The following is a 23,384-nucleotide window of genomic DNA, read 5'->3' on the forward strand; positions in this document are numbered from 1 at the left end:
GGAGTGTTTATGGCAGTCAAAGTCCTGGTGGTGGACGATTCGGGTTTTTTCCGCCGCCGCGTCTCGGAAATTCTTTCGGCGGATCCGAGCATCCAGGTGGTCGGCACGGCCACCAACGGTAAAGAGGCGATCGATCAGGCCATGGCCCTCAAGCCTGACGTGATCACCATGGACTACGAGATGCCAATGATGGACGGCATCACGGCAGTGCGGCACATCATGCAGCGCTGCCCGACCCCGGTGTTGATGTTCTCCTCGCTGACGCATGAAGGTGCACGGGTAACCCTCGATGCGCTGGACGCCGGCGCGGTGGATTTCCTGCCGAAGAATTTCGAAGACATCTCGCGCAACCCCGAGAAGGTCAAGCAACTGCTGTGCGAGAAAGTCCACAGCATCTCGCGCAGCAATCGTCGTTTCAGTGCGTACAGCGCGCCGGCTCCCGCCGCTGCGCCAGCGCCGACGCCTGCTCCGGCAGCGTCGAGCTACGGCAGCCACACGAACCACAGCAGCCCTGTCCCTGCACGTCCGGCGCCTGCGCCAGCGCCTGCCCGTGCATCCGCTGCCAGCGCTTCGTCGCCGGCACCGAAACGCAAAGCCTACAAACTGGTAGCCATCGGCACTTCGACTGGCGGCCCGGTCGCGCTGCAACGTGTACTGACGCAATTGCCGGCGAATTTCCCGGCACCGATCGTGCTGATCCAGCACATGCCGGCGGCGTTCACCAAAGCGTTTGCCGAACGTCTCGACAAGCTCTGCCGCATTAGCGTCAAGGAAGCCGAGGATGGCGACATCCTGCGTCCGGGCCTGGCGCTGCTGGCGCCGGGTGGTAAGCAGATGATGATCGACGGCCGTGGCGCGGTGAAGATTCTGCCGGGCGACGAGCGTCTGAATTACAAGCCGTGCGTGGACATCACTTTCGGTTCTGCAGCCAAGTCCTACGGCGACAAAGTTCTGGCAGTGGTCCTCACCGGTATGGGCGCCGACGGCCGCGAAGGCGCGCGTCTGCTCAAGCAGGGCGGCAGTTCGGTGTGGGCGCAGGACGAAGCCAGTTGCGTGATTTATGGCATGCCGATGGCCATCGTCAAAGCCGATCTGGCTGACGCGGTGTACGGTCTGGACGACATCGGCAAGCACATCGTCGAGGCGTGTATCTGATGGATGTTCTCAGCCTTATCGGCCTCATCATGGCGTTCGTCGCCATCATCGGCGGCAACTACCTTGAAGGCGGCCACCTCGGCGCGCTGGCCAACGGCCCGGCGGCGCTGATCGTGCTGGGCGGCACGGTCGGTGCCGCGCTGCTGCAATCGCCGATGAGCGCGTTCAAGCGCGCCATGCAGATTCTCGCCTGGATCTTCTTTCCGCCGCGTGTCGACCTGGCCGGCGGCATCGACCGCGTGGTCAATTGGAGCCTGACGGCGCGCAAGGAAGGCTTGCTTGGCCTCGAAGGCGTGGCCGACGCCGAACCCGACAGCTACTCGCGCAAGGGCCTGCAACTGCTGGTCGACGGCGCCGAGCCGGAAGCCATTCGCAGCATCCTCGAAGTGGATTTCTACACCCAGGAATCCCGCGATATCGAAGCAGCCAAAGTGTTCGAAAGCATGGGCGGCTATGCGCCGACCATCGGCATCATCGGTGCGGTGATGGGCCTGATTCACGTGATGGGCAACCTCGCCGATCCGTCGCAACTGGGTAACGGCATTGCCGTGGCGTTCGTCGCGACCATCTACGGCGTGGCCAGTGCCAACCTGATCCTCTTGCCGGTCGCGGCCAAGCTCAAGTCCATCGCGTTGCGGCAGTCGCGTTATCGCGAAATGTTGCTGGAAGGAATTCTGTCGATCGCCGAAGGTGAAAACCCTCGTTCCATTGAGTTGAAGCTGCAAGGCTTCATGGACTAAGGGAATAACCTCATGGCTCGTCGTCGCCACCAGGAAGAACACGTTAACCACGAGCGCTGGCTCGTGTCCTACGCGGATTTCATCACCTTGTTGTTCGCGTTCTTCGTGGTGATGTACTCGATTTCGTCGATCAACGAAGGCAAGTACAAAGTCATCTCCGAAGCGCTGATCGGCGTATTTACCGACTCCGACCGCTCGCTCAAACCGATTCCGATCGGCGACGAACGACCGAAAACCGTGACCCCGGCCAAGCCGCTGGTCAAGGATGCCGAGCAGGTCGACGCCGGTATTTCCGGGGCCAGCGATCCGCTGAAAAGCATCGCCGATGACATCAGTGCCGCGTTCGGTGACTTGATCAACTCCAACCAGATGACCGTGCGCGGTAACGAGTTGTGGGTCGAGATCGAGCTCAATTCCAGCCTGTTGTTTGGCAGCGGTGACGCCATGCCGAGCGACATCGCGTTCAATATCATCGACAAGGTCGCGGCGATCCTCAAACCGTTCGACAACCCGATCCACGTCGAAGGCTTCACCGACGATCAACCGATCCGCACCGCGCAGTACCCGACCAACTGGGAGCTGTCCTCGGCGCGTTCGGCGAGCATCGTGCGCATGCTCGCCATGCAGGGTGTAAATCCTGGGCGACTGGCATCGGTGGGCTACGGCGAATTCCAGCCAGTGGCCAACAACGCCACGGTCGAAGGCCGGGCGAAGAACCGTCGTGTGGTACTGGTGGTCTCGCGCAATCTCGATGTGCGCCGCAGCCTCACCGGCACCGGAACCGCCAATGCGCAACCGGATGCGGCGTTGACGCGCGCTGGCACACAAACTGCACCGACCCCGGTCAAGACGCCGGGACGCGAGAGTGCCGTCAATTCTCCGTCGCCCGCATTAACACGCTGAAGCATGTCTCGGCCAGCCAATCTGGCCGGGAGGAACGAACTGAATGAGAGTCTGGGCAGTCGCCAATCAAAAGGGTGGTGTCGGTAAAACCACATCTTCCATCGCTCTAGCCGGGTTGCTGGCCGAGGCGGGCAAGCGCGTGGTTGTGGTCGATCTCGACCCGCACGGCTCGATGACCAGCTATTTCGGCTACGACCCCGACAGCCTGGAGCACAGCAACTACGACCTGTTTCTGCACAAGGGCAGCGTGCCGCAAGGCCTGCCGGGGCAGTTGCTGTTGTCGACCAGCGACGAACGCATTTCCCTGCTGCCATCGAGCACCGCACTGGCCACCCTTGAGCGACAGTCACCGGGGCAAAGTGGCCTGGGCCTGGTGATCGCCAAGAGTCTGGCGCAGCTGTGGCAGGACTTCGATTACGCAATCATCGACAGCCCGCCGTTGCTCGGTGTGCTGATGGTCAACGCCCTCGCGGCGAGCCAGCAACTGGTGATCCCGGTCCAGACCGAGCACCTGGCCGTGAAAGGTCTGGAGCGCATGGTCAACACCCTGGCGATGATCAACCGTTCGCGCAAACAGCCGTTGCCGTTCAGCATCGTGCCAACCCTGTTCGACCGCCGCACGCAGGCCTCGATGGGCACTTTGCGCGTGCTGCGTGACAAATTCCCCGAAGACATCTGGCACGGCTATATCCCGGTCGACACCCGTCTGCGCGACGCCAGCCGGGCGGGCGTCACGCCTTCGCAATTCGACGGCAAGAGCCGTGGCGTGCTGGCCTATCGCGCGCTGCTCAAACACCTGCTCGCGCAGCAACTTGTTCCGCAGGTGGCCTGAGCATGATCCTTATTCGTGTAGGAGCTGCCGAAGGCTGCGATCTTTTGATCTGGCTTGTCAGTGCTCCTGAAAAGATCAAAAGATCGCAGCCTTCGGCAGCTCCTACAGGGAGTCGCGCATGAACCGGCCGGTGAAGCTGACTTCACGTCCGCAACAGGCCTTGCAGTCCTATCTGGAAGACCTGCTGCTGGACCTCCCCGAGGACTTGCCTGCGCCAGTCGAAGCGCAGCCGCCAATCGTGGAGCAGGCGCAGCCTGAAGCGGTGGAAAGCACCGAAGCCATGGACGAGTTCCAGGCAGCGGTGCTGGAAGAGCAGGCCCGCGATGCGCAGAAATCTGCCGGCCCGGTTGCCGCGCCCGCCATTGCGCCTGTTGCCAAGGCACCGGTCGCCCTGATCGACGAACCGCGCGCGCCGCTGTCGACCCTGACGCCGCTGCTGCAAACACAGTTATTGACCGTGCCGGAACCCGAGCCGGAGCCAGAACCCGCGCCGCCAGTGGCCGAACCGCAGGTGCTGGTCCCGCCGCTGGTCGAAGTGCATCTGCCACCGAATAATCCGCCGCCACCGGTCGAGCCCGATGGCCGTCCGGCCTGGGCTGCCGAAGCCTTCGAATGCTTGCTGTTCGATGTAGCCGGTTTGACCCTTGCGGTGCCGCTGGTGTGCCTCGGCTCGATCTATTCGCTGGCCGGCCACGAGCTGACGCCGCTGTTTGGTCAGCCGGAGTGGTTCCTCGGAATTCTGCCGAGCCAGGCCGGCAACCTGAAAGTTTTGGACACGGCGCGCTGGGTCATGCCGGATCGCTACCGCGATGACTTCCGACAGGGCCTGCAATACGTGATTTCGGTACAGGGTTACGAGTGGGGGCTCGCGGTGCATCAGGTCAGCCGCTCGTTGCGCCTGGACCCGAATGAGATCAAATGGAGAAGTCACCGGGGTCAGCGGCCATGGCTCGCCGGCACCGTGATCGAGCACATGTGTGCATTGCTTGACGTGTCCGCGCTGGCCGAGTTGATCGCCAGCGGCGGGGCAAAGCACTTGAGCGGCAACAAGCCGCTACATAAACCGACAAAGCAGCCGACATAACAATCAGGCGATGGCATTTTTCAACGCCACCACACAGAACACACACCGCCCAGGGCGGTATTTTCGAGGGGTCAGGGTATGAGTAGTCAGGCGTCGAATGCAAAAGGTTCTGAAGATCCGATCCTGCAATGGGTGACCTTCAAACTGGATAACGAAACCTACGGCATCAACGTGATGCGCGTGCAGGAAGTGTTGCGCTACACCGAGATCGCCCCGGTACCGGGTGCGCCGAGCTACGTGCTGGGCATCATCAACCTGCGCGGCAACGTGGTCACCGTGATCGACACCCGTCAGCGCTTCGGCCTGCACAGCGGCGAGATCAGCGACAACACCCGTATCGTCATCATCGAAGCCGACAAGCAAGTCGTTGGCATCATGGTCGACAGCGTCGCCGAAGTGGTTTACCTGCGTCAGTCGGAAATCGAAACCGCACCGAACGTCGGTAACGAAGAATCGGCCAAGTTCATCCAGGGCGTGTGCAACAAGAACAACGAGCTGCTGATTCTGGTCGAGCTGGACAAGATGATGAGCGAAGAAGAATGGTCGGAACTGGAGAGCATCTGATTTGATTCTCGAGGTTGCGGTAATTGTTCTGTTCCTGTTCTGGGCCGGTACGCTGGCGATGTTCGTCTCTTACATCAAGGCGCAGCGGGTAATCGCTGCGCAGCAGGCCCAGGGTGATGCGCTGCGTGATCAGCGCATCAAGGAGCTGGCCAAACGCGTCGACGACTACCAGAACGGTAACGTGCGCATGGGCGAAGCCCTGCACGAGTTGCGCGCAGTGGTGAGCCCGTTGCCGGACAAGATCGTTGCGCTGGAACAACGCGACCCATCGAGCCTGTCATTCGCCCAAGCGGCGAAACTGGTGGGCATGGGCGCCAGCGTCGATGAACTGACTCAGTCGTGCGGCTTGACCCAGGCTGAGGCGGAGTTGATGCGCAAGTTGCACAAGAGCAGCTAGAAGCTTCTAGCGGCAAGCTTCAAGCAATATCAAAAGCGCTATTCGCGAGCAGGCTCGCTCCCACATTTGTTAACGGTAAATGTGGGAGCGAGCCTGCTCGCGAAGGCGTCTTTGAAACCTCAATAATCATCCCCGCGCGCGGTGATGTCCTTCTCGACCATCGGCGCATCCGGGTCGTGCCCCTCGGGAAATTTGCCCTTCAGGTTCCAGGCAAACGCGATGATCTCGGCGATGGTGCGATAGAGCTCTTCGGGGATGCTGTCGCCCAGTTCCATCCGCGCCAGCAGGCGCACCAGTTCGGCGTTCTCGTAGATCGGCACTTCGCAATCGCGGGCGATGCGCAGGATTTCTTCGGCCAGTTCATCGTCGCCCTTGGCGGTGAGGGTCGGGGCGTGGTTTCCGTCATATTTGAGGGCGATGGCCTGGCGTGGGGCAGTGGAATCGTTCATGCGGTTTCGTCGACCCAGCGGTGTTCGAGGCGGGTTTGGTTGCCTTGCGGCGGGGTGCCGTGGTGGCAGTCGAGGTCGCCGACGTTGAGGCCGGAATCGAGCAAGCGCTGGCGCAAGGCAAACAGATTGTTTTCGATCAGGTCGGCGGTGTACGGACGCTCAGCCCACAGCTGACTGGACAGGCTGCCAGCGATCAGTTGCGCCTGAATCTGCAGCGGCCCGAGCGGCTCCATGTCGAAGGCCAGATCGACGCGCCACAGTTGCTGTTTCGGTTCGCGTTCTTCGCGGCGCTCATGCGGTTGCGGTTCGCGCTCCGGCGCTTCTTCACGCTGGAACTTGACCTGCAGCGGCACGATGTCCTGCAAATTGCGCATGGGGATTTCCAGCTGCCAGGTGCTGAGCAGGCGGCCATCGTCAGTGACGCCGGTCTGTTCCAGGCTCGACAGTTGATGGCTCTGCAGGCGCGACACCGCTGCGGCAGCGAGGCGCAGCAGTTGTTCGAGATCACCTTCGCCTTCCAGTTTTGCCAGCAGTCGTTCGGGCAGCGGAAAGCTGCTCGGCAGCGGTTTGGCGCTGACCTGGCCGAGGGTGCCGAGGGCGTTCCGGACGAAACTTGGCAGCGCCTGCGCCAAGGTGTTGGCGGCGATGATCGCGTTGAAACTGGTATTGCTCGGCAGGCCCGGCGTCAGTTGCGCGATCAGCTTGAGCAGGTCGGCCTTCATGTCCGGGGCGAGGGTAGGGTTTTGTCCGCCGAGCAGTTTCGCTTCGAGGAACGCACCGCTATTCGCCAAGGCCAGCGCCACGCCTTTGGCACTGCTCATTTGCTGCAAGTCGGGCAGGCTGGCGAGCAACTTGTCGACCACCGCGCGCAGATCGGCCGAGGTCTGGTCAGTGGCCGGCGGCAGATTTTGCAACATCTTCAGCAGACCATCGAGCGAGCCCTGGCGACTTTGCTGGCCGAGCAATTGCTGACTCACCGCCAGTTGTTCCTGACGGCTGCTTAGCGGCACGAATTTGAGGGTTTGCGCGTCCTGCACCTGCGCCGACAACAAGGTGCCGATGCGCAGCGGCTGCGGGCTGTCGACGGTCAAGGTGCTGCCGCTCAATGCGGTGTTGAGCAGAGTGACCATCGAGCGAAATACCGCCGCTTGCCCCGGCGTCTGCGGCAGGGCTTGCGAGGTCACGACTTTGCCTTGCAGCAGGGTGCCGGCGGGCAATTGCGCGGTATCGATGCGCGTCAGGGTGGCGACGCTGCTGGCGATCGCTTGCTGTACGGTGATCGCCAGATTGCCGGCCGACGGCTGAGTGATCGCCAGATTGGTGCCCTGCGGCAACGGTAGATTGCTGCTGGCCTGCACGGTGGTCTGGCGGCCGCTGTCGAGGGTCACTTTGAGCAGTAATTCAAAGGTCTGATCGGCCTGCTTGAGCGACAACACCTCGGCCTTGGCGCTTTGCCCGGCGCCTATCAATCCCTCGACCGGCGTCAGCAGCTTGAGCAGCTCACCCATCTGCGGGCGGGCGCTCGCCGGCGCGGTCGGAGGGAGCGGGAGGATGTTCATTTCGCCTGTCATACGCGGACACAACCTGAGGAAATTGCGCTCTTGAGAGTAAGGCACGGCATGTATAATGCCGCGCGTCGTGCGCTTCGTTCAAAAAACCTGGCAATTGTTTGATCCAGCTCGTCAGATCGAGCGATCAAAGCATCTATGCTGCATCTCTTTAACGGCCGTTCTAGAGCCGACTTGAACCGTATAAGGCCCGTGATCCCTTGACCAGTCCTGTCCTGCAAACCGTTGCCCTGGCGTGTGAACGCGATCTGCGGCTGCTTTTCGAAAACCTCGAATTGCACCTGGCGAGCGGCGACATGGTGCAGATCAGCGGCCCCAACGGCAGCGGCAAGACCAGTCTTTTACGTCTGCTCGCCGGTTTGATGCAACCCACCGACGGCCAGGTGCTGCTCAACGGTCAGCCGCTGACCGAGCAACGCAGCGAACTGGCGCGCAATCTGTTGTGGATCGGCCACGCCGCCGGGATCAAGGATCTGCTCACTCCTGAAGAAAACCTTTCCTGGCTCTGCGCCCTGCATCATCCCGCCGAGCGCGAGGCGATCTGGCAGGCGCTGGCAGCGGTAGGATTGCGCGGTTTCGAAGACGTTCCCTGCCACAGCCTGTCCGCCGGCCAGCAGCGCCGTGTGGCACTGGCACGGTTGTATCTGGACAGCCCGCCATTGTGGATCCTCGACGAACCTTTCACTGCGCTGGACAAACAGGGTGTCGCCCAGCTGGAAGAACATCTGGCCGCGCATTGCGAACGCGGCGGTCTGGTGGTGCTGACCACCCACCATACGCTGAGCCGCATGCCGGCCGGTTACCGCGACGTCGATCTGGGGAAATGGGCGCTATGAGTGTCTTCGGCCTGCTGCTTGCCCGCGAATCGCGACTGCTGTTCCGCCGCCCGGCGGAGCTGGCCAATCCGCTGATTTTCTTCGCCATCGTCATTGCACTTTTCCCGCTGGCCGTCGGCCCGGAAACTCAAGTCTTGCAAAACCTGTCCCCGGGGTTAGTCTGGGTGGCGGCGTTGTTGTCGGTCCTGCTGTCGCTGGACGGATTGTTTCGCAGTGATTTCGAAGATGGCTCGCTGGAACAGTGGGTCCTTTCGTCGCACCCGCTGCCGCTTCTGGTCCTGGCCAAGGTGCTGGCACACTGGCTGTTCTCCGGTCTGGCGCTGGTGCTGCTGTCGCCGTTGCTGGCGCTGATGCTCGGTTTGCCGGCCGCGTGCCTGCCGGTGCTGCTGCTGTCGTTGCTGCTCGGCACGCCGGTGTTGAGCCTGCTCGGCGCAGTCGGTGCGGCGCTGACGGTCGGCCTGAAGCGCGGCGGGCTGTTGCTGGCGCTGCTGATTCTGCCGTTGTACATCCCGGTGTTGATCCTTGGCAGCGGCGCGTTGCAAGCGGCGCTGCAAGGCATGCCGGCGACCGGCTACCTGTTGTGGATGGCCAGCCTCACAGCGCTGGCGATCACCCTGACACCCTTTGCAATAGCCGCTGGCCTGAAAATCAGCGTCGGCGAATAATAATGAGGCCTGGTCAAAAATTGACCACTTCTTCCAGAAGAAAGGCATGACCCTCTGCCAGCTCGCGATGATGAGCGGCAACCGTGATGGAAACAGTATGAACTGGACCTGGTTTCACAAGCTCGGCTCGCCCAAGTGGTTCTACGGCATCAGCGGCAAGTTCCTGCCGTGGTTGAGCATCGCAGCGTTGCTGCTGATCGGCATTGGTGTGGTCTGGGGCCTGGCGTTCGCGCCGCCGGATTACCAGCAAGGCAACAGCTTCCGCATCATTTATATCCACGTACCTGCAGCGATGCTCGCCCAATCGATCTACGTGATGCTCGCAGTGTGCGGCGTGGTCGGGCTGGTGTGGAAGATGAAACTCGCCGATGTTGCTCTGCAATGCGCCGCACCGATCGGTGCGTGGATGACCGCCGTGGCGCTGGTCACCGGGGCCATCTGGGGCAAACCGACCTGGGGCTCCTGGTGGGTGTGGGATGCGCGCCTGACCTCGATGCTGATTCTGCTGTTTCTGTATTTCGGCGTGATCGCGCTGGGCAACGCCATCAGCAACCGTGACAGCGCCGCCAAGGCCTGCGCGGTGCTGGCGATCGTTGGCGTGATCAACATTCCGATCATCAAATATTCGGTGGAGTGGTGGAACACCCTGCACCAGGGCGCGACGTTCACCCTTACGGAAAAACCCGCGATGCCGGCGGAAATGTGGTTGCCGCTGCTGCTCACGGTGCTGGGCTTCTACTGCTTCTTTGGCGCTGTGCTGTTGCTGCGCATGCGTCTTGAAGTGCTCAAACGCGAAGCCCGCGCCAGCTGGGTAAAAGCCGAAGTGCAGCAGAGTATGGAGGCTGCGCGATGAGTTTTGCTTCATTCGGCGATTTTCTCGCCATGGGCCATCACGGCCTGTATGTCTGGTCGGCCTACGGCATTTGCCTGGCGGTGCTGGCCCTCAACGTGGTGGCGCCGATTGCGGCGCGCAAGCGTTATCTGCAACAAGAGGCGCGTCGTCTGCGCCGGGAGAACGGCAAGTGAATGCGCTGCGCAAAAAACGTCTGATCATCATTCTGGCGATTCTGGTCGGAGTGGGCGCTGCTGTCGGCCTGGCCCTGAGCGCGCTGCAGGAAAACATCAATCTGTTTTACACACCAACGCAGATCGCCAACGGCGAAGCGCCGCAGGGCACACGCATCCGCGCCGGCGGCATGGTCGAGGCCGGTTCGCTGCAACGCTCAAAGGATTCGCTGGACGTCAGATTCGTCGTCACCGATTTCAACAAATCGGTGACCATCGCCTATCGCGGCATCCTCCCGGATCTGTTCCGCGAAGGGCAGGGCATCGTCGCCCTCGGCAAGCTCAACGCCGATGGTGTGGTGGTCGCCGATGAAGTGCTGGCCAAGCATGACGAGAAGTACATGCCGCCGGAAGTGACCAAAGCGCTGAAGGACAGCGGTCAATCCGCACCGACGCCTGTGAAGGAGGGTTGATCGATGGCCGCCGCACTGTTTATTCCTGAGCTGGGCCATCTGGCGATGATCCTTGCGCTGTGTTTTGCACTGGTTCAAGCGGTGGTGCCGATGCTCGGCGCATGGCGCGGCGACCGCTTGTGGATGAGCCTGGCGCAACCGGCGGCGTGGGGCCAGTTTGCCTTTCTGCTGTTTGCCTTTGGCTGCCTGACCTACGCGTTCATGACCGACGATTTTTCCGTCGGCTACGTGGCGATGAACTCCAACAGCGCGCTGCCCTGGTACTACAAATTCAGCGCGGTGTGGGGCGCCCACGAAGGTTCGCTGCTGCTGTGGGCGTTGATCCTCGGCGGCTGGACCTTCGCTGTGTCGGTGTTCTCCCGGCAGTTGCCGCAAGTCATGCTCGCCCGCGTCCTGGCGGTGATGGGCATGATCAGCACCGGTTTCCTGCTGTTTCTGATTCTTACCTCGAACCCATTTTCGCGGATCCTGCCGCAGATTCCCGCTGACGGTCGCGACCTCAACCCGTTGCTGCAAGACATCGGCCTGATCGTGCATCCGCCGATGCTGTACATGGGCTATGTCGGTTTCTCCGTGGCCTTCGCATTTGCCATCGCCGCGCTGCTCGGCGGGCGTCTCGATGCGGCGTGGGCGCGCTGGTCGCGGCCGTGGACCATCGTCGCCTGGGCGTTTTTGGGCATCGGCATCACCCTCGGTTCGTGGTGGGCGTATTACGAACTCGGCTGGGGCGGCTGGTGGTTCTGGGACCCGGTGGAAAACGCCTCGTTCATGCCATGGCTGGTCGGCACCGCGCTGATTCACTCGCTGGCGGTCACCGAGAAACGTGGCGTGTTCAAGAGCTGGACGGTGTTGCTGGCGATCGCCGCGTTTTCGTTGAGCCTGCTCGGCACTTTCCTCGTACGCTCGGGCGTGCTGACCTCGGTGCACGCGTTTGCTTCGGATCCCGAGCGCGGCGTGTTCATCCTGATTTTCCTGCTGTTCGTGGTGGGCGGTTCACTGACGCTGTTCGCACTGCGTGCGCCAGTGGTGAAAAGTCAGGTCGGTTTCAATCTGTGGTCACGCGAGACTTTGCTGCTGGGCAACAACCTGGTGTTGGTTGTCGCTGCATCGATGATCCTCCTCGGCACCTTGTATCCGCTGATTCTTGATGCCATCAGCGGCGCCAAGCTGTCGGTCGGCCCGCCATACTTCAATGCGTTGTTCATTCCGTTGATGGCGTTGCTGATGCTGGTCATGGCGATCGGTGTGATCGTGCGCTGGAAGGACACGCCAGTGAAATGGCTGGCGAGCATGCTCACTCCGGTGCTGCTCGGCAGCGTCGCATTGGCCGTGGTGGCCGGCGTGGCTTATGGCGATTTCAACTGGGCAGTGATCGCGACGTTCCTGCTGGCGGCGTGGGTGTTGCTTGCCGGTGTGCGCGATCTGTTCGACAAGACTCGGCACAAAGGCCTGATCAAAGGTTTGCCGACGCTGACCCGCAGCTATTGGGGCATGCAGATCGCCCACCTCGGCATCGCGGTGTGCGCGCTGGGCGTAGTGTTGTCGAGCCAGAACAGTGCCGAGCGCGACCTGCGTCTGGCACCGGGCGAGTCGATGGATCTGGCCGGCTATCAATTCGTCTTCGAGGGCGCCAAGCATTTCGAGGGGCCGAATTTTACCTCCGACAAAGGCACCATCCGCGTCATTCGCGATGGCAAGGAAATCAGCGTGCTGCACCCGGAAAAACGTCTGTACACCGTGCAGAACTCGGTGATGACCGAAGCCGGCATCGATGCCGGTTTCACCCGCGATCTCTACGTCGCCCTCGGCGAGCCGCTGGATAACGGCGCCTGGGCCGTGCGCGTACACGTCAAACCGTTCGTGCGCTGGATCTGGTTCGGCGGCTTGCTCACCGGATTGGGTGGTTTGCTGGCGGCGCTGGATCGGCGTTATCGGGTCAAGGTGAAAAGCAAAGTTCGCGAAGCGCTGGGCATGACGGGAGCGGCGGTATGAGACGTTGGTTGATGTTGTTGCCGCTGGCGATTTTCCTGCTGGTGGCGGTGTTTCTCTATCGGGGCTTGTACCTGGATCCGGCAGAGCTGCCGTCGGCGATGATCAACAAGCCGTTCCCGGAGTTTTCCCTGCCGAGTGTGCAGGGTGACAAGACGCTGACCAAAGCCGACATCCTCGGCAAACCGGCGCTGGTCAATGTCTGGGGCACCTGGTGCATTTCCTGCCGGGTCGAGCACCCGGTGCTGAACAAGCTCGCCGAGCGCGGTGTGGTGATCTACGGCATCAACTACAAGGACACCAACGCCGACGCGTTGAAGTGGCTGGCCGAGTTCCACAATCCGTATGCGCTGGATATTCGTGATGACGAAGGTTCGCTGGGCCTCAACCTCGGTGTCTACGGCGCGCCGGAAACCTTCTTCATCGACGCCAAAGGCATCATCCGCGACAAGTTCGTCGGAGTGATCGACGAGCAGGTCTGGCGCGAAAAACTCGCGGCCAAGTATCAGGCGCTGGTCGATGAGGCCAAGCCATGAAGCGTTTTCTCGCTGCGGTCGTGTTGGGTTTGAGCCTGGCCGGTGTCTCCCACGCGGCCATCGATACCTACGAATTTGCCAACGAGGGCGACCGCGAGCGTTTCCGCGAACTGACCAAGGAACTGCGCTGCCCCAAATGCCAGAACCAGGACATTGCCGACTCCAACGCGCCGATCGCCGCCGACCTGCGCAAAGAGATTTTCCGCATGTTGGGGGAGGGCAAGGACAATCAGCAGATCATTGACTTCATGGTCGATCGCTACGGTGATTTCGTCCGCTACAAACCGGCGCTCAATGCCAAGACTGCGCTGCTGTGGTTCGGCCCGGCCGGGCTGCTGCTCGGTGGTTTCGTGGTGATCGCGCTGATCGTGCGCAGGCGGCGCGGGCAACGCGCCGAAACGCCGTCATCGCTGTCTGCCGAAGAACGTCAGCGCCTCGACCAACTGTTGGATAAAAACCAAGAATGATTGATTTCTGGCTCGCCGCAGGGCTTTTGCTTCTGGCCGCCCTGAGTTTTCTGCTGATCCCGGTGCTGCGCGAACGCCGCGCTCAGCGGGAAGAAGATCGCACCGCGTTGAACGTCGCGCTGTACCAGGAACGGGTGGCCGAGCTGCAAGCGCAGCAGGCCGAGGGCGTGCTCGACGCCGCGCAACTGGACAGCGGCCGCGCAGAAGCCGCGCGTGAATTGCTCGCTGACACCGAAGGCGCCGCCGCGCCGCGTGTCTCGCGCTTGGGTAAGCCGCTGCCGCTGCTGGCCGCCGTGCTGGTGCCGGTGCTGGGCCTCGGTCTGTACCTGCATTTCGGCGCCGCCGACAAGGTCGAACTGACCCGCGAATTCGCTCAGGCACCGCAGTCGATGGAACAGATGACCCAGCGTCTGGAGCGTGCGGTTGCCGCACAACCGGATTCCGCCGAAGGTCTGTATTTCCTCGGCCGTACCTACATGGCTCAGGACCGCCCGGCAGACGCGGCGAAGATGTTCGAACGCGCCGCCAACCTCGCCGGTCGCCAGCCGGAGCTGCTCGGCCAGTGGGCGCAGGCGCAGTATTTTGCTGACGGTAAAAAGTGGTCGGAGAAGATTCAGAAACTGACCGACGAAGCGCTGAAGGCCGATCCGAAAGAAGTCACCAGCCTCGGCCTGCTCGGCATCGCTGCGTTCGAAGGCGAGCGTTATCAAGAAGCCATCGATTACTGGAATCGCCTGCTTGCGCAACTGCCGCCGGATGACAACTCTCGCGCTGCGCTGCAAGGCGGCATCGAACGTGCCGCCGAACGCCTGAAAGCCAGCGGTGGCAAGGTTGCCGAGGCACCGGCGCCGAAAGCTGCATTGCTGAAAGTCAGCGTTGATCTGGCCAGCGAACTCAAGAGCAAGGTGCAACCGGGCGACAGTGTGTTCATCTTCGCCCGTGCCACTTCTGGCCCACCGGCGCCGCTGGCGGCCAAACGCCTGACCGTGGCTGACCTGCCGGTGACCGTCGAACTGGGCGATGCCGATGCAATGATGCCGCAGTTGAAACTGTCCAACTTCCCTGAAGTCCAACTGGTTGCGCGCATCTCACGAGCCGGTCAACCGACTGCCGGTGAGTGGATCGGTCGCAGCGGCCCACTGGCCAGCAGCACTACCGCGCCACAAAAACTGACTATCGACAGCCCGGACAAGTAACCGGACCCAACAGGAAAGCACCGCCATGCACACCATCGCCCGCATCACAGTCCTCACACTGGCCCTGGGCTTGAGTGCATGTGCGGTACAACGCCCGGAACCGACCACCAGCCTGCCGCCGATCCCGCCCTCGCAACCGAGCCCGACCCCGTCGACCTCGCCGACTCCCGGCAAGAGCATCCCGGCCAAACCCTCCAAGCCCGTGCCCCGCACCTCAGCCAGCTTCGCCCCGCCACCGGGCGGCAACAGCCACTGGGACCAGAAGCTCGGCGTCTACGTGCTCGACGACCAGACCAACACCTTCTACCGCCAGCGCACCTACTACCGCTGGAACAACGGCTGGAGCCGCTCGGTCAGCCCCAACGGCCCGTGGGAAGACACCAACATCCACGGCGTCCCGCCGGGGTTGGGGAAGAAGTTCGGGCAGTGAGAGAAACGGCGATCCTGGGATCGCCGTTTTTTTTGCCGTTTGAATCACACCTTGTAAAACTACCAACCATCACCCCGTCCCATTCTGTGCTTGAGTAAAGATAACTCTAGAGTTACTTTTAATGGGCCAGGCCAAGGAGGCGGTTGGTGCAGAGCAGGCTATTGATGAAGGAGCTGGAGGAGGCGGGCTGGACGCTGGATCGGGTTGCGGGCAGTCATCACATCTTCACTCATCGTTACAACCCGAACACGATTGCCGTCCCGCATCCGAAAAAGGATTTACCGCTGGGGACAGTCAAAAGCATTCGGCGGCGCGCGGGGTTATTCAGCCCGCCAAACCGTCATGAAGGAGATCCGTAATGCAATATCCCATCTGCATCGAGTGGGGTGACGAGAACACTGCCATCGGCATTCAGATCCCCGATATTCCCGGCGCAGTCACGGCCGGGGACAGCTTTGAGGGGGCCTACAACGCGGCCGTGGAAGTGGCTCACCTCATGCTGCAGGAGATCGCGGCGGCCGGTCAGGCGATTCCGATGCCGACCTCGGCAGCGGCGCATCGCAATCATCCGGATTTTGCCGAGATGGGCTGGGGCATGCTGGAGCTGGATATCTCGCCGTACCTGGGCAAGACCGAAAAGGTCAACGTTACGCTGCCCGGCTATGTGATTCAGCGTATTGATCGCTATGTACGCGAGCATAACGTCAAAAGCCGCTCCTCGTTTCTGGCGGATGCGGCGATGGAGAAACTGGTTCGGTATTGAAGGTACGTCCAATTGTGGGAGCGAGCCTGCTCGCGAAAGCGGTGTGTCAGTCGGTGCAAACATGATCTGAACTGACGCCTTCGCGAGCAGGCTCGCTCCCACACTGGTTTTGTGTGTTGCAGTGATTCGAAGGTCACCCAAAACCTGTGGGAGCGAGCCTGCTCGCGAAGCTTTTGTCGCCTTAAGCCGTGGCCAATGAAGCGCGTCGTGAAGTGCTCAAAAACCGCAGCAACGCCAACAGCGGAAAGACGCTGCCGACAATCACGATCCACAACCAGCCGCCATGCTCGTACACCGCGCTGGCGACCGACGAGCCGAAGGCGCCGCCGATGAAGATGCTGGTCATGTACAGCGCGTTCAAGCGGCCACGACTTTTCGCGTCCAGCGAGTACACCGCGCGTTGGCCCAGGACCATGTTCATCTGCACGCAGAAGTCGAGCACCACGCCGGTCACGGCAAGGCCAATGACGCTGTAGGCCGGGTGAATGAAAGCAGGGAGGAAGCTCAGGCTGGCAAACAGCATGGCCAGTAGCGAGGCGATGCGTGTGTGACCGGCATCGGCGAGGCGGCCGCTGATTGGCGCGGCGATGGCACCGATGGCCCCCACCAGAGCGAAGATGGCGATTTCGCTTTGCGACAGGCCATGGTTGCGCGCGAGTTCCAGCGGCACGGCGGTCCAGAACAGGCTGAACGTGGCAAACATGCAGCCCTGATAAAACGCCCGCTGACGCAGCACCGGTTGCTGGCGCAGCAGCGTCCACAGCGAGCCGATCAATTGGCCATAAGTAGCGCTGTGATCTGGCTGGCGCTTGGGCACGGTCAGCGCCAGCACCACGCTGATAGCCGCCATCAATGCTGCGGCGATCATGAACATGGCGCGCCAGCCGAGGTGATCGGCGACCACGCTCGACACCGGTCGCGCCAACAGAATACCCAGCAGCAAACCGCCCATGATCCCGCCCACCACGCGCCCACGGGACTCTTCCGGCGCCAGATGCGCCGCCAGCGGAATCAGGATCTGCACCGACACCGAGCTGAACCCGACCAGCAGCGAGATCAGCAGAAATACGTTCGGCGGTTCAGTGAACGCGGCGCCAAGCAGACTGGCGATCGCCACGACCGTGGTGATGATCATCAGCCGACGGTTCTCCAGCAGATCCCCCAGCGGCACCAGAAAGAACAGGCCCAACGCGTAACCGATCTGGGTCAGCGAGACGATGAAACTGGCCATGGTGTCGGAGAGACCGATGTCCGGCGCAATCAGGCCGATGATCGGTTGTGCGTAGTAGATGTTGGCAACGATGGCGCCGCAGCAGAACGCGAACAGCAGGACCATGCCTCGGGTCATTGCGTGAGGAGTGGTGGTCATAGGGAATCTCGGGTCGGGCACAGGAAAGCGCTGAGGCTAATGGACAACGCGGGATGGCAGAAGACGTTTTCGGATGATAACTGTTATTACGCAGTGTAATGACCGGTATTCCCATGCAACAAAAAGGCGACCCGGTGGGTCGCCTTTTGATTTTTCAGATCAAGCCTTACTGCCCGGTATAAATCTGATCAAACACCCCACCATCATTGAAGTGGGTTTTCTGCACCGTACGCCAGTCACCAAACGTCTTTTCCACCGAGAGGAAATCTACTTTCGGGAAACGGTCGGTGTATTTCGCCAGCACCGCCGGATCACGCGGACGCAGGTAGTTGGCCGCCGCGATTTCCTGCCCTTCCGGCGACCACAGGTACTTCAGATACTCATCAGCTGCAGCACGCGAGCCTTTCTTGTCGACGACTTTATCGACCACCGAAACCGGTGGCTCGGCTTCTGCGGAGACAGTCGGGTAGATCACTTCGAACTGATCGCGACCGAACTCGCGAGCGATCATTTCCGCTTCGTTTTCGAAGGTCACCAGCACGTCGCCGATCTGGTTGGTCATGAACGTGGTGGTGGCGGCGCGGCCACCGGTGTCGAGCACCGGCGCCTGCTTGAACAGCTTGCCGACGAAGTCCTTGGCTTTGTTCTCGTCGCCGCCGTTTTTCAGCACGTAGCCCCAGGCCGACAGATAGGTGTAGCGGCCATTACCCGAAGTTTTCGGGTTGGGCACGATCACTTGCACGCCATCCTTGAGCAGATCTGGCCAGTCTTTCAAGGCCTTTGGGTTGCCCTTGCGGACGATGAACACCGTCGCCGAGGTGAACGGCGCGCTGTTGTTGGGCAGGCGCGTGACCCAATTGTCCGGGACCAGTTTGCCGTTGTCGGCGAGGGCGTTGATGTCGGTGGCCATGTTCATGGTGATGACGTCAGCCGGCAGGCCATCGATCACCGAGCGCGCCTGCTTGCTCGAGCCGCCGAAGGACATCTGCACGGTGATGTTTTCGTTGTGCTCGGCTTGCCAGTGCTTCTGGAAAGCAGCGTTGTAGTCTTTGTAGAAATCACGCATCACGTCGTAGGAAACGTTTAGCAGCGTCGGTGCTGCCTGAGCGATGTTGGCCAAGGCCAGGCCGGCGGCGAGAAGTGAGGCGCCAAAGAGTTTTTTCACTGCGCATTCCTTGTTCTGTGGGGTGTCGTGTCAATAATGAGGCGATTTGCCAGCGACTATAGCGGGCCTCGCATAGTCGCTTAAAGATTAAAAAGCTCTGTGCTTATTCCACTTTCTTGAACAGCTGACTGCCGCAGCGCGAACAGAACGCTGCGCTCTGTTCATGGCTCTTTTTCTGGCAGCCCGGGCAGTCATGTTGCAGCTGCTCTCCGCGCATGGCGTTGGCCAGCTCAGCGGTAAAAATCCCTGTGGGCACGGCGATGATCGAGTAACCGGTGATCATCACCAGCGAGGAAATCACCTGGCCCAGCGGCGTCTTCGGCACGATGTCGCCGAAGCCTACAGTGGTCAGGGTGACGATCGCCCAATAGATGCCTTTGGGAATACTGGTGAAGCCATGTTCCGGGCCTTCGATCACGTACATCAGCGTGCCGAACACCGTCACCAGCGTGCACACGCTGACCAGAAACACGACGATTTTCTGCTTGCTGCCACGCAGCGCCGACATCAGATAGTTGGCTTGCTTGAGATACGGGCTGAGCTTGAGCACACGGAAAATCCGCAGCATCCGAATGATGCGGATGATCAGCAGATACTGCGCATCGCTGTAGTACAGCGCGAGGATGCCCGGCACGATCGCCAGCAGGTCCACCAGGCCATAAAAGCTGAAGGCATAGCGCAGCGGCTTGGGTGAGCAGTACAGACGCAGGATGTATTCGCCGAGGAAAATCGCCGTGAAGCCCCACTCGATATAGGCCAGAACGTCGGCGTAATTACGGTGAATGCTGTCGATACTGTCGAGCATCACGATCACCAGACTGGCGAGGATGATCAACAGCAGGATGCCGTCGAAGCGACGCCCGGCCGGGGTGTCGCTCTGGAAAATCATGACGTAAAGCCGTTCGCGCCAATTGTTGCTGCTGTCCATGGATAACGCCTGAATCGAAGATCAGCGCAGCCTAGGGTGATTGTCCCCGTGAGCGCAAGGCTCATGCGCCAGCGACGCTTTGCCCAACATCTGAATGCCAGCCCGGATCAACCAGCAGGCGAGGATGAACGGCGCGGTCAGCGTCGCCAGTCCCATGGCAGCAAACAACGGCGTCACCAGCAACGCCAGGACAATTGCCAGCAGCGGCAGCCACGGATGTTGCCGTTGCGTGCTGAAGGCGAGGGCGGCGAGTACGGCGTTGTAGCCACCGAGCCCGAGCAATGCGGCGGACGCTTCGTGGTGCAGCAGACTGGAGCCGAGGCCGATCGCCGAAGCCAGCAATGCCCAGCAAAAAGCGCGGCGATCGGCGAGCAGCAACCCCCCGGCGATCAACGCTCCGGCCAATGGATGGTCGAGAAACATCACCTGGCCAAATCCGCGCAGTTCAGCGGCCAGCAGATTTGTCGTGCTCAGGTCGACCAATGCCATCGGCGCGGACGGTTCGGCGAACACCAGCAGCACCCAGCTGAGCGCCACGAACGGCGAGGTATACGCCGGTATGGCGCGGCTGCGGTACACGTGTTTGAGCCATTGCTGCGTGAGCATCGCGCTCAAGCCGCCTGCCGCAAGAATCAACGGCGGCAGCAGTGGCGACCACGGGAAATACAGGCTCAGCAGCAGGCCGAGCAGCACGCCGTTGTAGCTGAACAACCCGGCCTGGCGATCGGCCTTGGCGTAGTTGCGCCGCTGCGCGGTGAGCAGACCAGCAACGCCACCAAGCAGCGCCCCGGCGAACAGTACCGGCGCGGTCAGCAGAATCGCCAACAGGCACAGCAGGCCGCACAGCGGATGGCGCTGGAAGAAAATCTGACTGAAACCGTTGAGCAAAGCCTCGGCCCAGTCGGGGCAGTGGGTGTTGAAATGATTGGCAGGCATGGCAGTTCTGAAAGTCAGGGAAACCGAGGCGCCTGCTTCGCGAGCAAGCTCGCTCCCACATGGATCTGCGTCCAGTCATTGAGTTTGTGGTGCACACAAATCAACGGTGGGAGCGAGCCTGCTCGCGAAGAGGCCGCTACAGGCGCTAAATCAACGTCTCAATGCGCAGCGAGTTGGTCGACCCCGGCTGCCCGAAAGGTACGCCTGCGGTAATCAGCAATGTGTCGCCACGCTCGGCCATACCTTGCGCCTGGGCAATCTCCAGCGCCGTCGAGCAGACTTCGTCGACCTGACGCAGGCGATCGTTGACCACCGAATGAATGCCCCACGCCACGCTCAAGCGCCGCGCGGTTTGCAGGTTCGGCGTCAGATTGAGGATCGGCGCTTTTGGCCGCTCGCGCGATGCACGTAGCGTCGAGGCGCCGGACTCGCTGTAATTGACCAGCACCGCCACCGGCAGCACGTTGCTGATCCGGCGGATTGCGCAACTGATCGCATCGGAAACCGTCGCCTCGGCTTTCGGTCGGCTGACGTCGAGCTGGGTCTGATAGTCCGGGCCGTTTTCCACCTGACGAATGATCTTGCTCATCATCTGCACGGCTTCCAGCGGGTATTCGCCGGACGCGGTTTCCGCCGAGAGCATCACCGCATCGGCGCCTTCGGCGACGGCGTTGGCGACGTCGGTCACTTCGGCGCGGGTCGGGGCAGGGGAGAAGCGCATCGACTCGAGCATCTGCGTCGCCACCACCACCGGTTTGCCGAGTTCTCGGCAGGTGGTGATGATGTTTTTCTGAATCTGCGGCACGCTTTCCGCCGGCACTTCAACGCCCAGATCTCCTCGCGCGACCATGATCGCGTCGCTCAACTCAGCAATCTCACGCAGTTGCTCGACTGCCGAAGGCTTCTCGATTTTCGCCATCAGAAATGCCTTGTCGCCGATCAGCGCGCGGGCTTCGACAATGTCCTGCGGGCGCTGTACGAACGACAGCGCGACCCAGTCCACGCCCAGTTCCAGACCGAAACTCAGGTCGCGGCGATCCTTGGCGGTCAGCGGGCTCAAGTCCAACACCGCTTGCGGCACATTCACGCCTTTGCGATCGGACAGCTCACCGCCGTTGAGCACGCTGGTGTCGATCGCATCGGCGTACTTGGTGACCACGCGCAGGCGCAGCTTGCCGTCATCGAGCAGCAAATCCATGCCCGCTTCGAGCGCGGCAATGATTTCCGGATGCGGCAGGTTGACCCGGCGCTCATCGCCCGGTGTCGCATCGAGATCCAAGCGGAACGCCTGACCGCGATGCAATTGCACCTTGCCTTCAGCGAACTTGCCGACGCGCAGTTTCGGCCCTTGCAGGTCCATCAGAATGCCCAGCGGATAGTTGAGCTGACGCTCGACTTCGCGGATCCACTGATAGCGCTTGGCGTGGTCGGCGTGATCGCCGTGGCTGAAGTTCAGGCGGAAGATGTTGACCCCGGCCTCGACCAGCTCGCGGATGTCGTCGATGCCGTCGACGGCAGGGCCGAGGGTGGCGAGGATTTTGACCTTTTTATCAGGCGTCATGATTTGCAGTTCTCAAGGATCAGGATGGCGCGGAAGTCGTTGACGTTGGTGCGGGTCGGCTCGGTGACGATCAGCGCATCGAGCGCCTGGAAGTAGCCATAACCGTTGTTGTTATCCAGCTCGTCGCTGGCGCTCAAACCGAGGGCGGCGGCGCGGGCGTAGCTGTCCGGGGTCATGATTGCGCCGGCGTTGTCTTCCGAGCCGTCGATGCCATCGGTGTCGCCCGCCAGCGCGTAGACGCCGGGCTGGCCCTTGAGGCTGTCGGTCAGGCTGAGGAGGAATTCGGCGTTACGCCCGCCACGGCCGTTGCCGCGCACGGTTACCGTGGTCTCACCGCCAGAAAGAATCACGCACGGCGCCGCCAGTGGCTGGCCGTGATTGATGATCTGTCGGGCGATGCCGGCGTGGACCTTCGCCACTTCGCGGGCCTCGCCTTCGAGGTCGCCCAGAATCAAGGTGCTGAAACCGGCCTGACGGCATTTCACCGCCGCCGCGTCCAGCGACTGCTGCGGGCGGGCGATCAACTGGAAATGACTGCGCGCCAGACTCGGGTCGCCGGGTTTGACCGTTTCCGATTCCGGACTTTGCAGCCAGGTGCGCACGGAGGCGGGAATGTCGATCCCGTAGCGCTTGATGATCGCAAGTGCTTCGGCCGAAGTGCTTGGATCGGCCACGGTCGGCCCGGACGCGATGACCGTGGCGAGGTCGCCGGGTACATCGGAAATCGCGTAGGTGTAAACCGTCGCCGGCCAGCAGGCCTTGCCGAGGCGGCCGCCCTTGATCGCCGAGAGGTGCTTGCGCACGCAGTTCATCTCGCCGATGGTCGCGCCGGATTTCAGCAGGGCTTTGTTGATCGACTGCTTGTCAGCGAGGGTAATGCCGTCGGCGGGCAAGGCGAGCAGGGCAGAGCCGCCGCCGGAAAGCAGAAAGATCACGCGGTCGTCTTCAGTCAGGTTGCTGACCAGCTCCAGCACGCGTTTGGCCACGGCCAGCCCGGCGGCGTCCGGCACCGGATGCGCGGCTTCGACCACTTCGATTTTTTCGCACGGAGCGCCGTGGCCGTAGCGGGTCACCACCAGGCCGGTGACTTCACCCTCCCAGCAGCGCTCGACCACTTGCGCCATGGCGGCAGCGGCTTTGCCGGCACCGATGACGATGACGCGACCGCTGCGATCGGCAGGCAAATGGGCTTCGAGGACTTGGTTCGGATGGGCCGCGTCGATGGCTGTGGCAAACAGCTCGCGCAGCAGTTGTTGCGGATCGACCGACATGGCGGGCTCCCGGAATTCTTGTTATTCGAATGGGCGACTCAGGTCCCTTGTGGGAGCGAGCCTGCTCGCGAACGCGGTATGTCAGCCAACATGGATGTTGAA

At 61.7% G+C, this 23,384-nt stretch carries 27 protein-coding genes; 19 read left to right on the plus strand and 8 right to left on the minus strand.

Annotation, left to right across the window (positions count from 1 at the left end):
- Positions 1-9: 9 nt before the first annotated feature.
- From AB4N53_RS00940 to AB4N53_RS00970, 7 genes are all read left to right on the plus strand, one after another.
- Entirely contained in the window at positions 10-1,155 is a 1,146-nt protein-coding gene (locus AB4N53_RS00940) for a protein-glutamate methylesterase/protein-glutamine glutaminase (protein WP_460117500.1), read from the plus strand.
- Positions 1,155-1,895, plus strand: a complete 741-nt coding sequence (locus AB4N53_RS00945) for a flagellar motor protein (protein ID WP_039763601.1) — start codon at positions 1,155-1,157, stop codon at positions 1,893-1,895. The genes AB4N53_RS00940 and AB4N53_RS00945 overlap by 1 nt, the downstream gene beginning before the upstream one ends.
- A 12-nt stretch (positions 1,896-1,907) precedes the next feature.
- Complete coding sequence (motD, locus tag AB4N53_RS00950) at positions 1,908-2,798, plus strand: flagellar motor protein MotD (RefSeq protein ID WP_460117502.1); 891 nt, start codon at positions 1,908-1,910, stop codon at positions 2,796-2,798.
- Between the two features lie 43 nt (positions 2,799-2,841).
- Positions 2,842-3,630, plus strand: coding sequence for a ParA family protein (locus AB4N53_RS00955; RefSeq protein WP_039763606.1), 789 nt, complete (start codon positions 2,842-2,844; stop codon positions 3,628-3,630).
- 118 nt (positions 3,631-3,748) lie between these two features.
- Entirely contained in the window at positions 3,749-4,714 is a 966-nt protein-coding gene (locus AB4N53_RS00960) for a CheW domain-containing protein (protein ID WP_460117505.1), read from the plus strand.
- Between the two features lie 78 nt (positions 4,715-4,792).
- On the plus strand, positions 4,793-5,278 hold the full coding sequence (locus AB4N53_RS00965) for a chemotaxis protein CheW (RefSeq protein ID WP_016771050.1): 486 nt from the start codon (positions 4,793-4,795) through the stop codon (positions 5,276-5,278).
- Between the two features lies 1 nt (position 5,279).
- Entirely contained in the window at positions 5,280-5,675 is a 396-nt protein-coding gene (locus tag AB4N53_RS00970) for a DUF2802 domain-containing protein (protein ID WP_042607551.1), read from the plus strand.
- A 119-nt stretch (positions 5,676-5,794) separates the two neighbouring features.
- On the opposite strand, the gene AB4N53_RS00975 is transcribed toward AB4N53_RS00970, so the two are convergent.
- A complete protein-coding gene (locus tag AB4N53_RS00975; protein WP_460117507.1) occupies positions 5,795-6,124 on the minus strand; it encodes an EscU/YscU/HrcU family type III secretion system export apparatus switch protein in 330 nt (109 codons plus the stop codon).
- Entirely contained in the window at positions 6,121-7,695 is a 1,575-nt protein-coding gene (fliK, locus tag AB4N53_RS00980) for a flagellar hook-length control protein FliK (protein WP_460117509.1), read from the minus strand. The genes AB4N53_RS00975 and fliK overlap by 4 nt, the downstream gene beginning before the upstream one ends.
- Positions 7,696-7,892: 197 nt before the next feature.
- On the opposite strand from fliK, the gene ccmA reads away from it, so the two are divergent.
- From ccmA to AB4N53_RS01040, 12 genes are all read left to right on the plus strand, one after another.
- Positions 7,893-8,528: a cytochrome c biogenesis heme-transporting ATPase CcmA gene (gene ccmA, locus AB4N53_RS00985; protein ID WP_460117511.1), complete on the plus strand. Its 636-nt coding sequence runs from the start codon at positions 7,893-7,895 to the stop codon at positions 8,526-8,528.
- A complete protein-coding gene (ccmB, locus tag AB4N53_RS00990; protein ID WP_039763615.1) occupies positions 8,525-9,193 on the plus strand; it encodes a heme exporter protein CcmB in 669 nt (222 codons plus the stop codon). The genes ccmA and ccmB overlap by 4 nt, the downstream gene beginning before the upstream one ends.
- 97 nt (positions 9,194-9,290) lie before the next feature.
- Entirely contained in the window at positions 9,291-10,046 is a 756-nt protein-coding gene (locus AB4N53_RS00995) for a heme ABC transporter permease (protein WP_460117514.1), read from the plus strand.
- Positions 10,043-10,219, plus strand: coding sequence for a heme exporter protein CcmD (gene ccmD, locus AB4N53_RS01000; RefSeq protein ID WP_016771045.1), 177 nt, complete (start codon positions 10,043-10,045; stop codon positions 10,217-10,219). Before AB4N53_RS00995 ends, ccmD begins: the two co-directional genes overlap by 4 nt.
- Positions 10,216-10,671 carry a cytochrome c maturation protein CcmE gene (ccmE, locus tag AB4N53_RS01005; RefSeq protein ID WP_460117516.1) on the plus strand — a complete coding sequence of 152 codons (456 nt, stop codon included), beginning with the start codon at positions 10,216-10,218 and terminating at the stop codon, positions 10,669-10,671. The genes ccmD and ccmE overlap by 4 nt, the downstream gene beginning before the upstream one ends.
- A gap of 3 nt (positions 10,672-10,674) precedes the next feature.
- On the plus strand, positions 10,675-12,663 hold the full coding sequence (locus tag AB4N53_RS01010; RefSeq protein ID WP_460117518.1) for a heme lyase CcmF/NrfE family subunit: 1,989 nt from the start codon (positions 10,675-10,677) through the stop codon (positions 12,661-12,663).
- Positions 12,660-13,196: a DsbE family thiol:disulfide interchange protein gene (locus AB4N53_RS01015; RefSeq protein WP_016771042.1), complete on the plus strand. Its 537-nt coding sequence runs from the start codon at positions 12,660-12,662 to the stop codon at positions 13,194-13,196. Before AB4N53_RS01010 ends, AB4N53_RS01015 begins: the two co-directional genes overlap by 4 nt.
- Positions 13,193-13,663: a cytochrome c-type biogenesis protein gene (locus tag AB4N53_RS01020; protein ID WP_460117520.1), complete on the plus strand. Its 471-nt coding sequence runs from the start codon at positions 13,193-13,195 to the stop codon at positions 13,661-13,663. Before AB4N53_RS01015 ends, AB4N53_RS01020 begins: the two co-directional genes overlap by 4 nt.
- On the plus strand, positions 13,660-14,859 hold the full coding sequence (gene ccmI / locus AB4N53_RS01025) for a c-type cytochrome biogenesis protein CcmI (protein ID WP_460117522.1): 1,200 nt from the start codon (positions 13,660-13,662) through the stop codon (positions 14,857-14,859). Before AB4N53_RS01020 ends, ccmI begins: the two co-directional genes overlap by 4 nt.
- 25 nt (positions 14,860-14,884) lie before the next feature.
- Positions 14,885-15,289 carry a hypothetical protein gene (locus tag AB4N53_RS01030; protein ID WP_460117524.1) on the plus strand — a complete coding sequence of 135 codons (405 nt, stop codon included), beginning with the start codon at positions 14,885-14,887 and terminating at the stop codon, positions 15,287-15,289.
- A 146-nt stretch (positions 15,290-15,435) separates the two neighbouring features.
- Positions 15,436-15,648, plus strand: coding sequence for a type II toxin-antitoxin system HicA family toxin (locus tag AB4N53_RS01035; RefSeq protein WP_073472735.1), 213 nt, complete (start codon positions 15,436-15,438; stop codon positions 15,646-15,648).
- Complete coding sequence (locus AB4N53_RS01040; RefSeq protein WP_460117527.1) at positions 15,648-16,052, plus strand: type II toxin-antitoxin system HicB family antitoxin; 405 nt, start codon at positions 15,648-15,650, stop codon at positions 16,050-16,052. The genes AB4N53_RS01035 and AB4N53_RS01040 overlap by 1 nt, the downstream gene beginning before the upstream one ends.
- Positions 16,053-16,233: 181 nt before the next feature.
- On the opposite strand, the gene AB4N53_RS01045 is transcribed toward AB4N53_RS01040, so the two are convergent.
- From AB4N53_RS01045 to AB4N53_RS01070, 6 genes are all read right to left on the minus strand, one after another.
- A complete protein-coding gene (locus tag AB4N53_RS01045) occupies positions 16,234-17,421 on the minus strand; it encodes an MFS transporter (RefSeq protein ID WP_460117529.1) in 1,188 nt (395 codons plus the stop codon).
- A 166-nt stretch (positions 17,422-17,587) separates the two neighbouring features.
- Positions 17,588-18,586, minus strand: coding sequence for a sulfate ABC transporter substrate-binding protein (locus AB4N53_RS01050; protein WP_460117531.1), 999 nt, complete (start codon positions 18,584-18,586; stop codon positions 17,588-17,590).
- 103 nt (positions 18,587-18,689) lie between these two features.
- On the minus strand, positions 18,690-19,514 hold the full coding sequence (locus tag AB4N53_RS01055; RefSeq protein ID WP_041479613.1) for an ion transporter: 825 nt from the start codon (positions 19,512-19,514) through the stop codon (positions 18,690-18,692).
- 21 nt (positions 19,515-19,535) lie between these two features.
- On the minus strand, positions 19,536-20,450 hold the full coding sequence (locus AB4N53_RS01060) for an urea transporter (RefSeq protein WP_460117533.1): 915 nt from the start codon (positions 20,448-20,450) through the stop codon (positions 19,536-19,538).
- Between the two features lie 145 nt (positions 20,451-20,595).
- Positions 20,596-22,011, minus strand: a complete 1,416-nt coding sequence (gene pyk, locus AB4N53_RS01065) for a pyruvate kinase (protein WP_460117535.1) — start codon at positions 22,009-22,011, stop codon at positions 20,596-20,598.
- Complete coding sequence (locus tag AB4N53_RS01070) at positions 22,008-23,282, minus strand: glycerate kinase type-2 family protein (RefSeq protein ID WP_460117537.1); 1,275 nt, start codon at positions 23,280-23,282, stop codon at positions 22,008-22,010. Before AB4N53_RS01070 ends, pyk begins: the two co-directional genes overlap by 4 nt.
- Positions 23,283-23,384 lie beyond the last annotated feature (102 nt).

The organism is Pseudomonas sp. H3_E04, assembly GCF_054668915.1.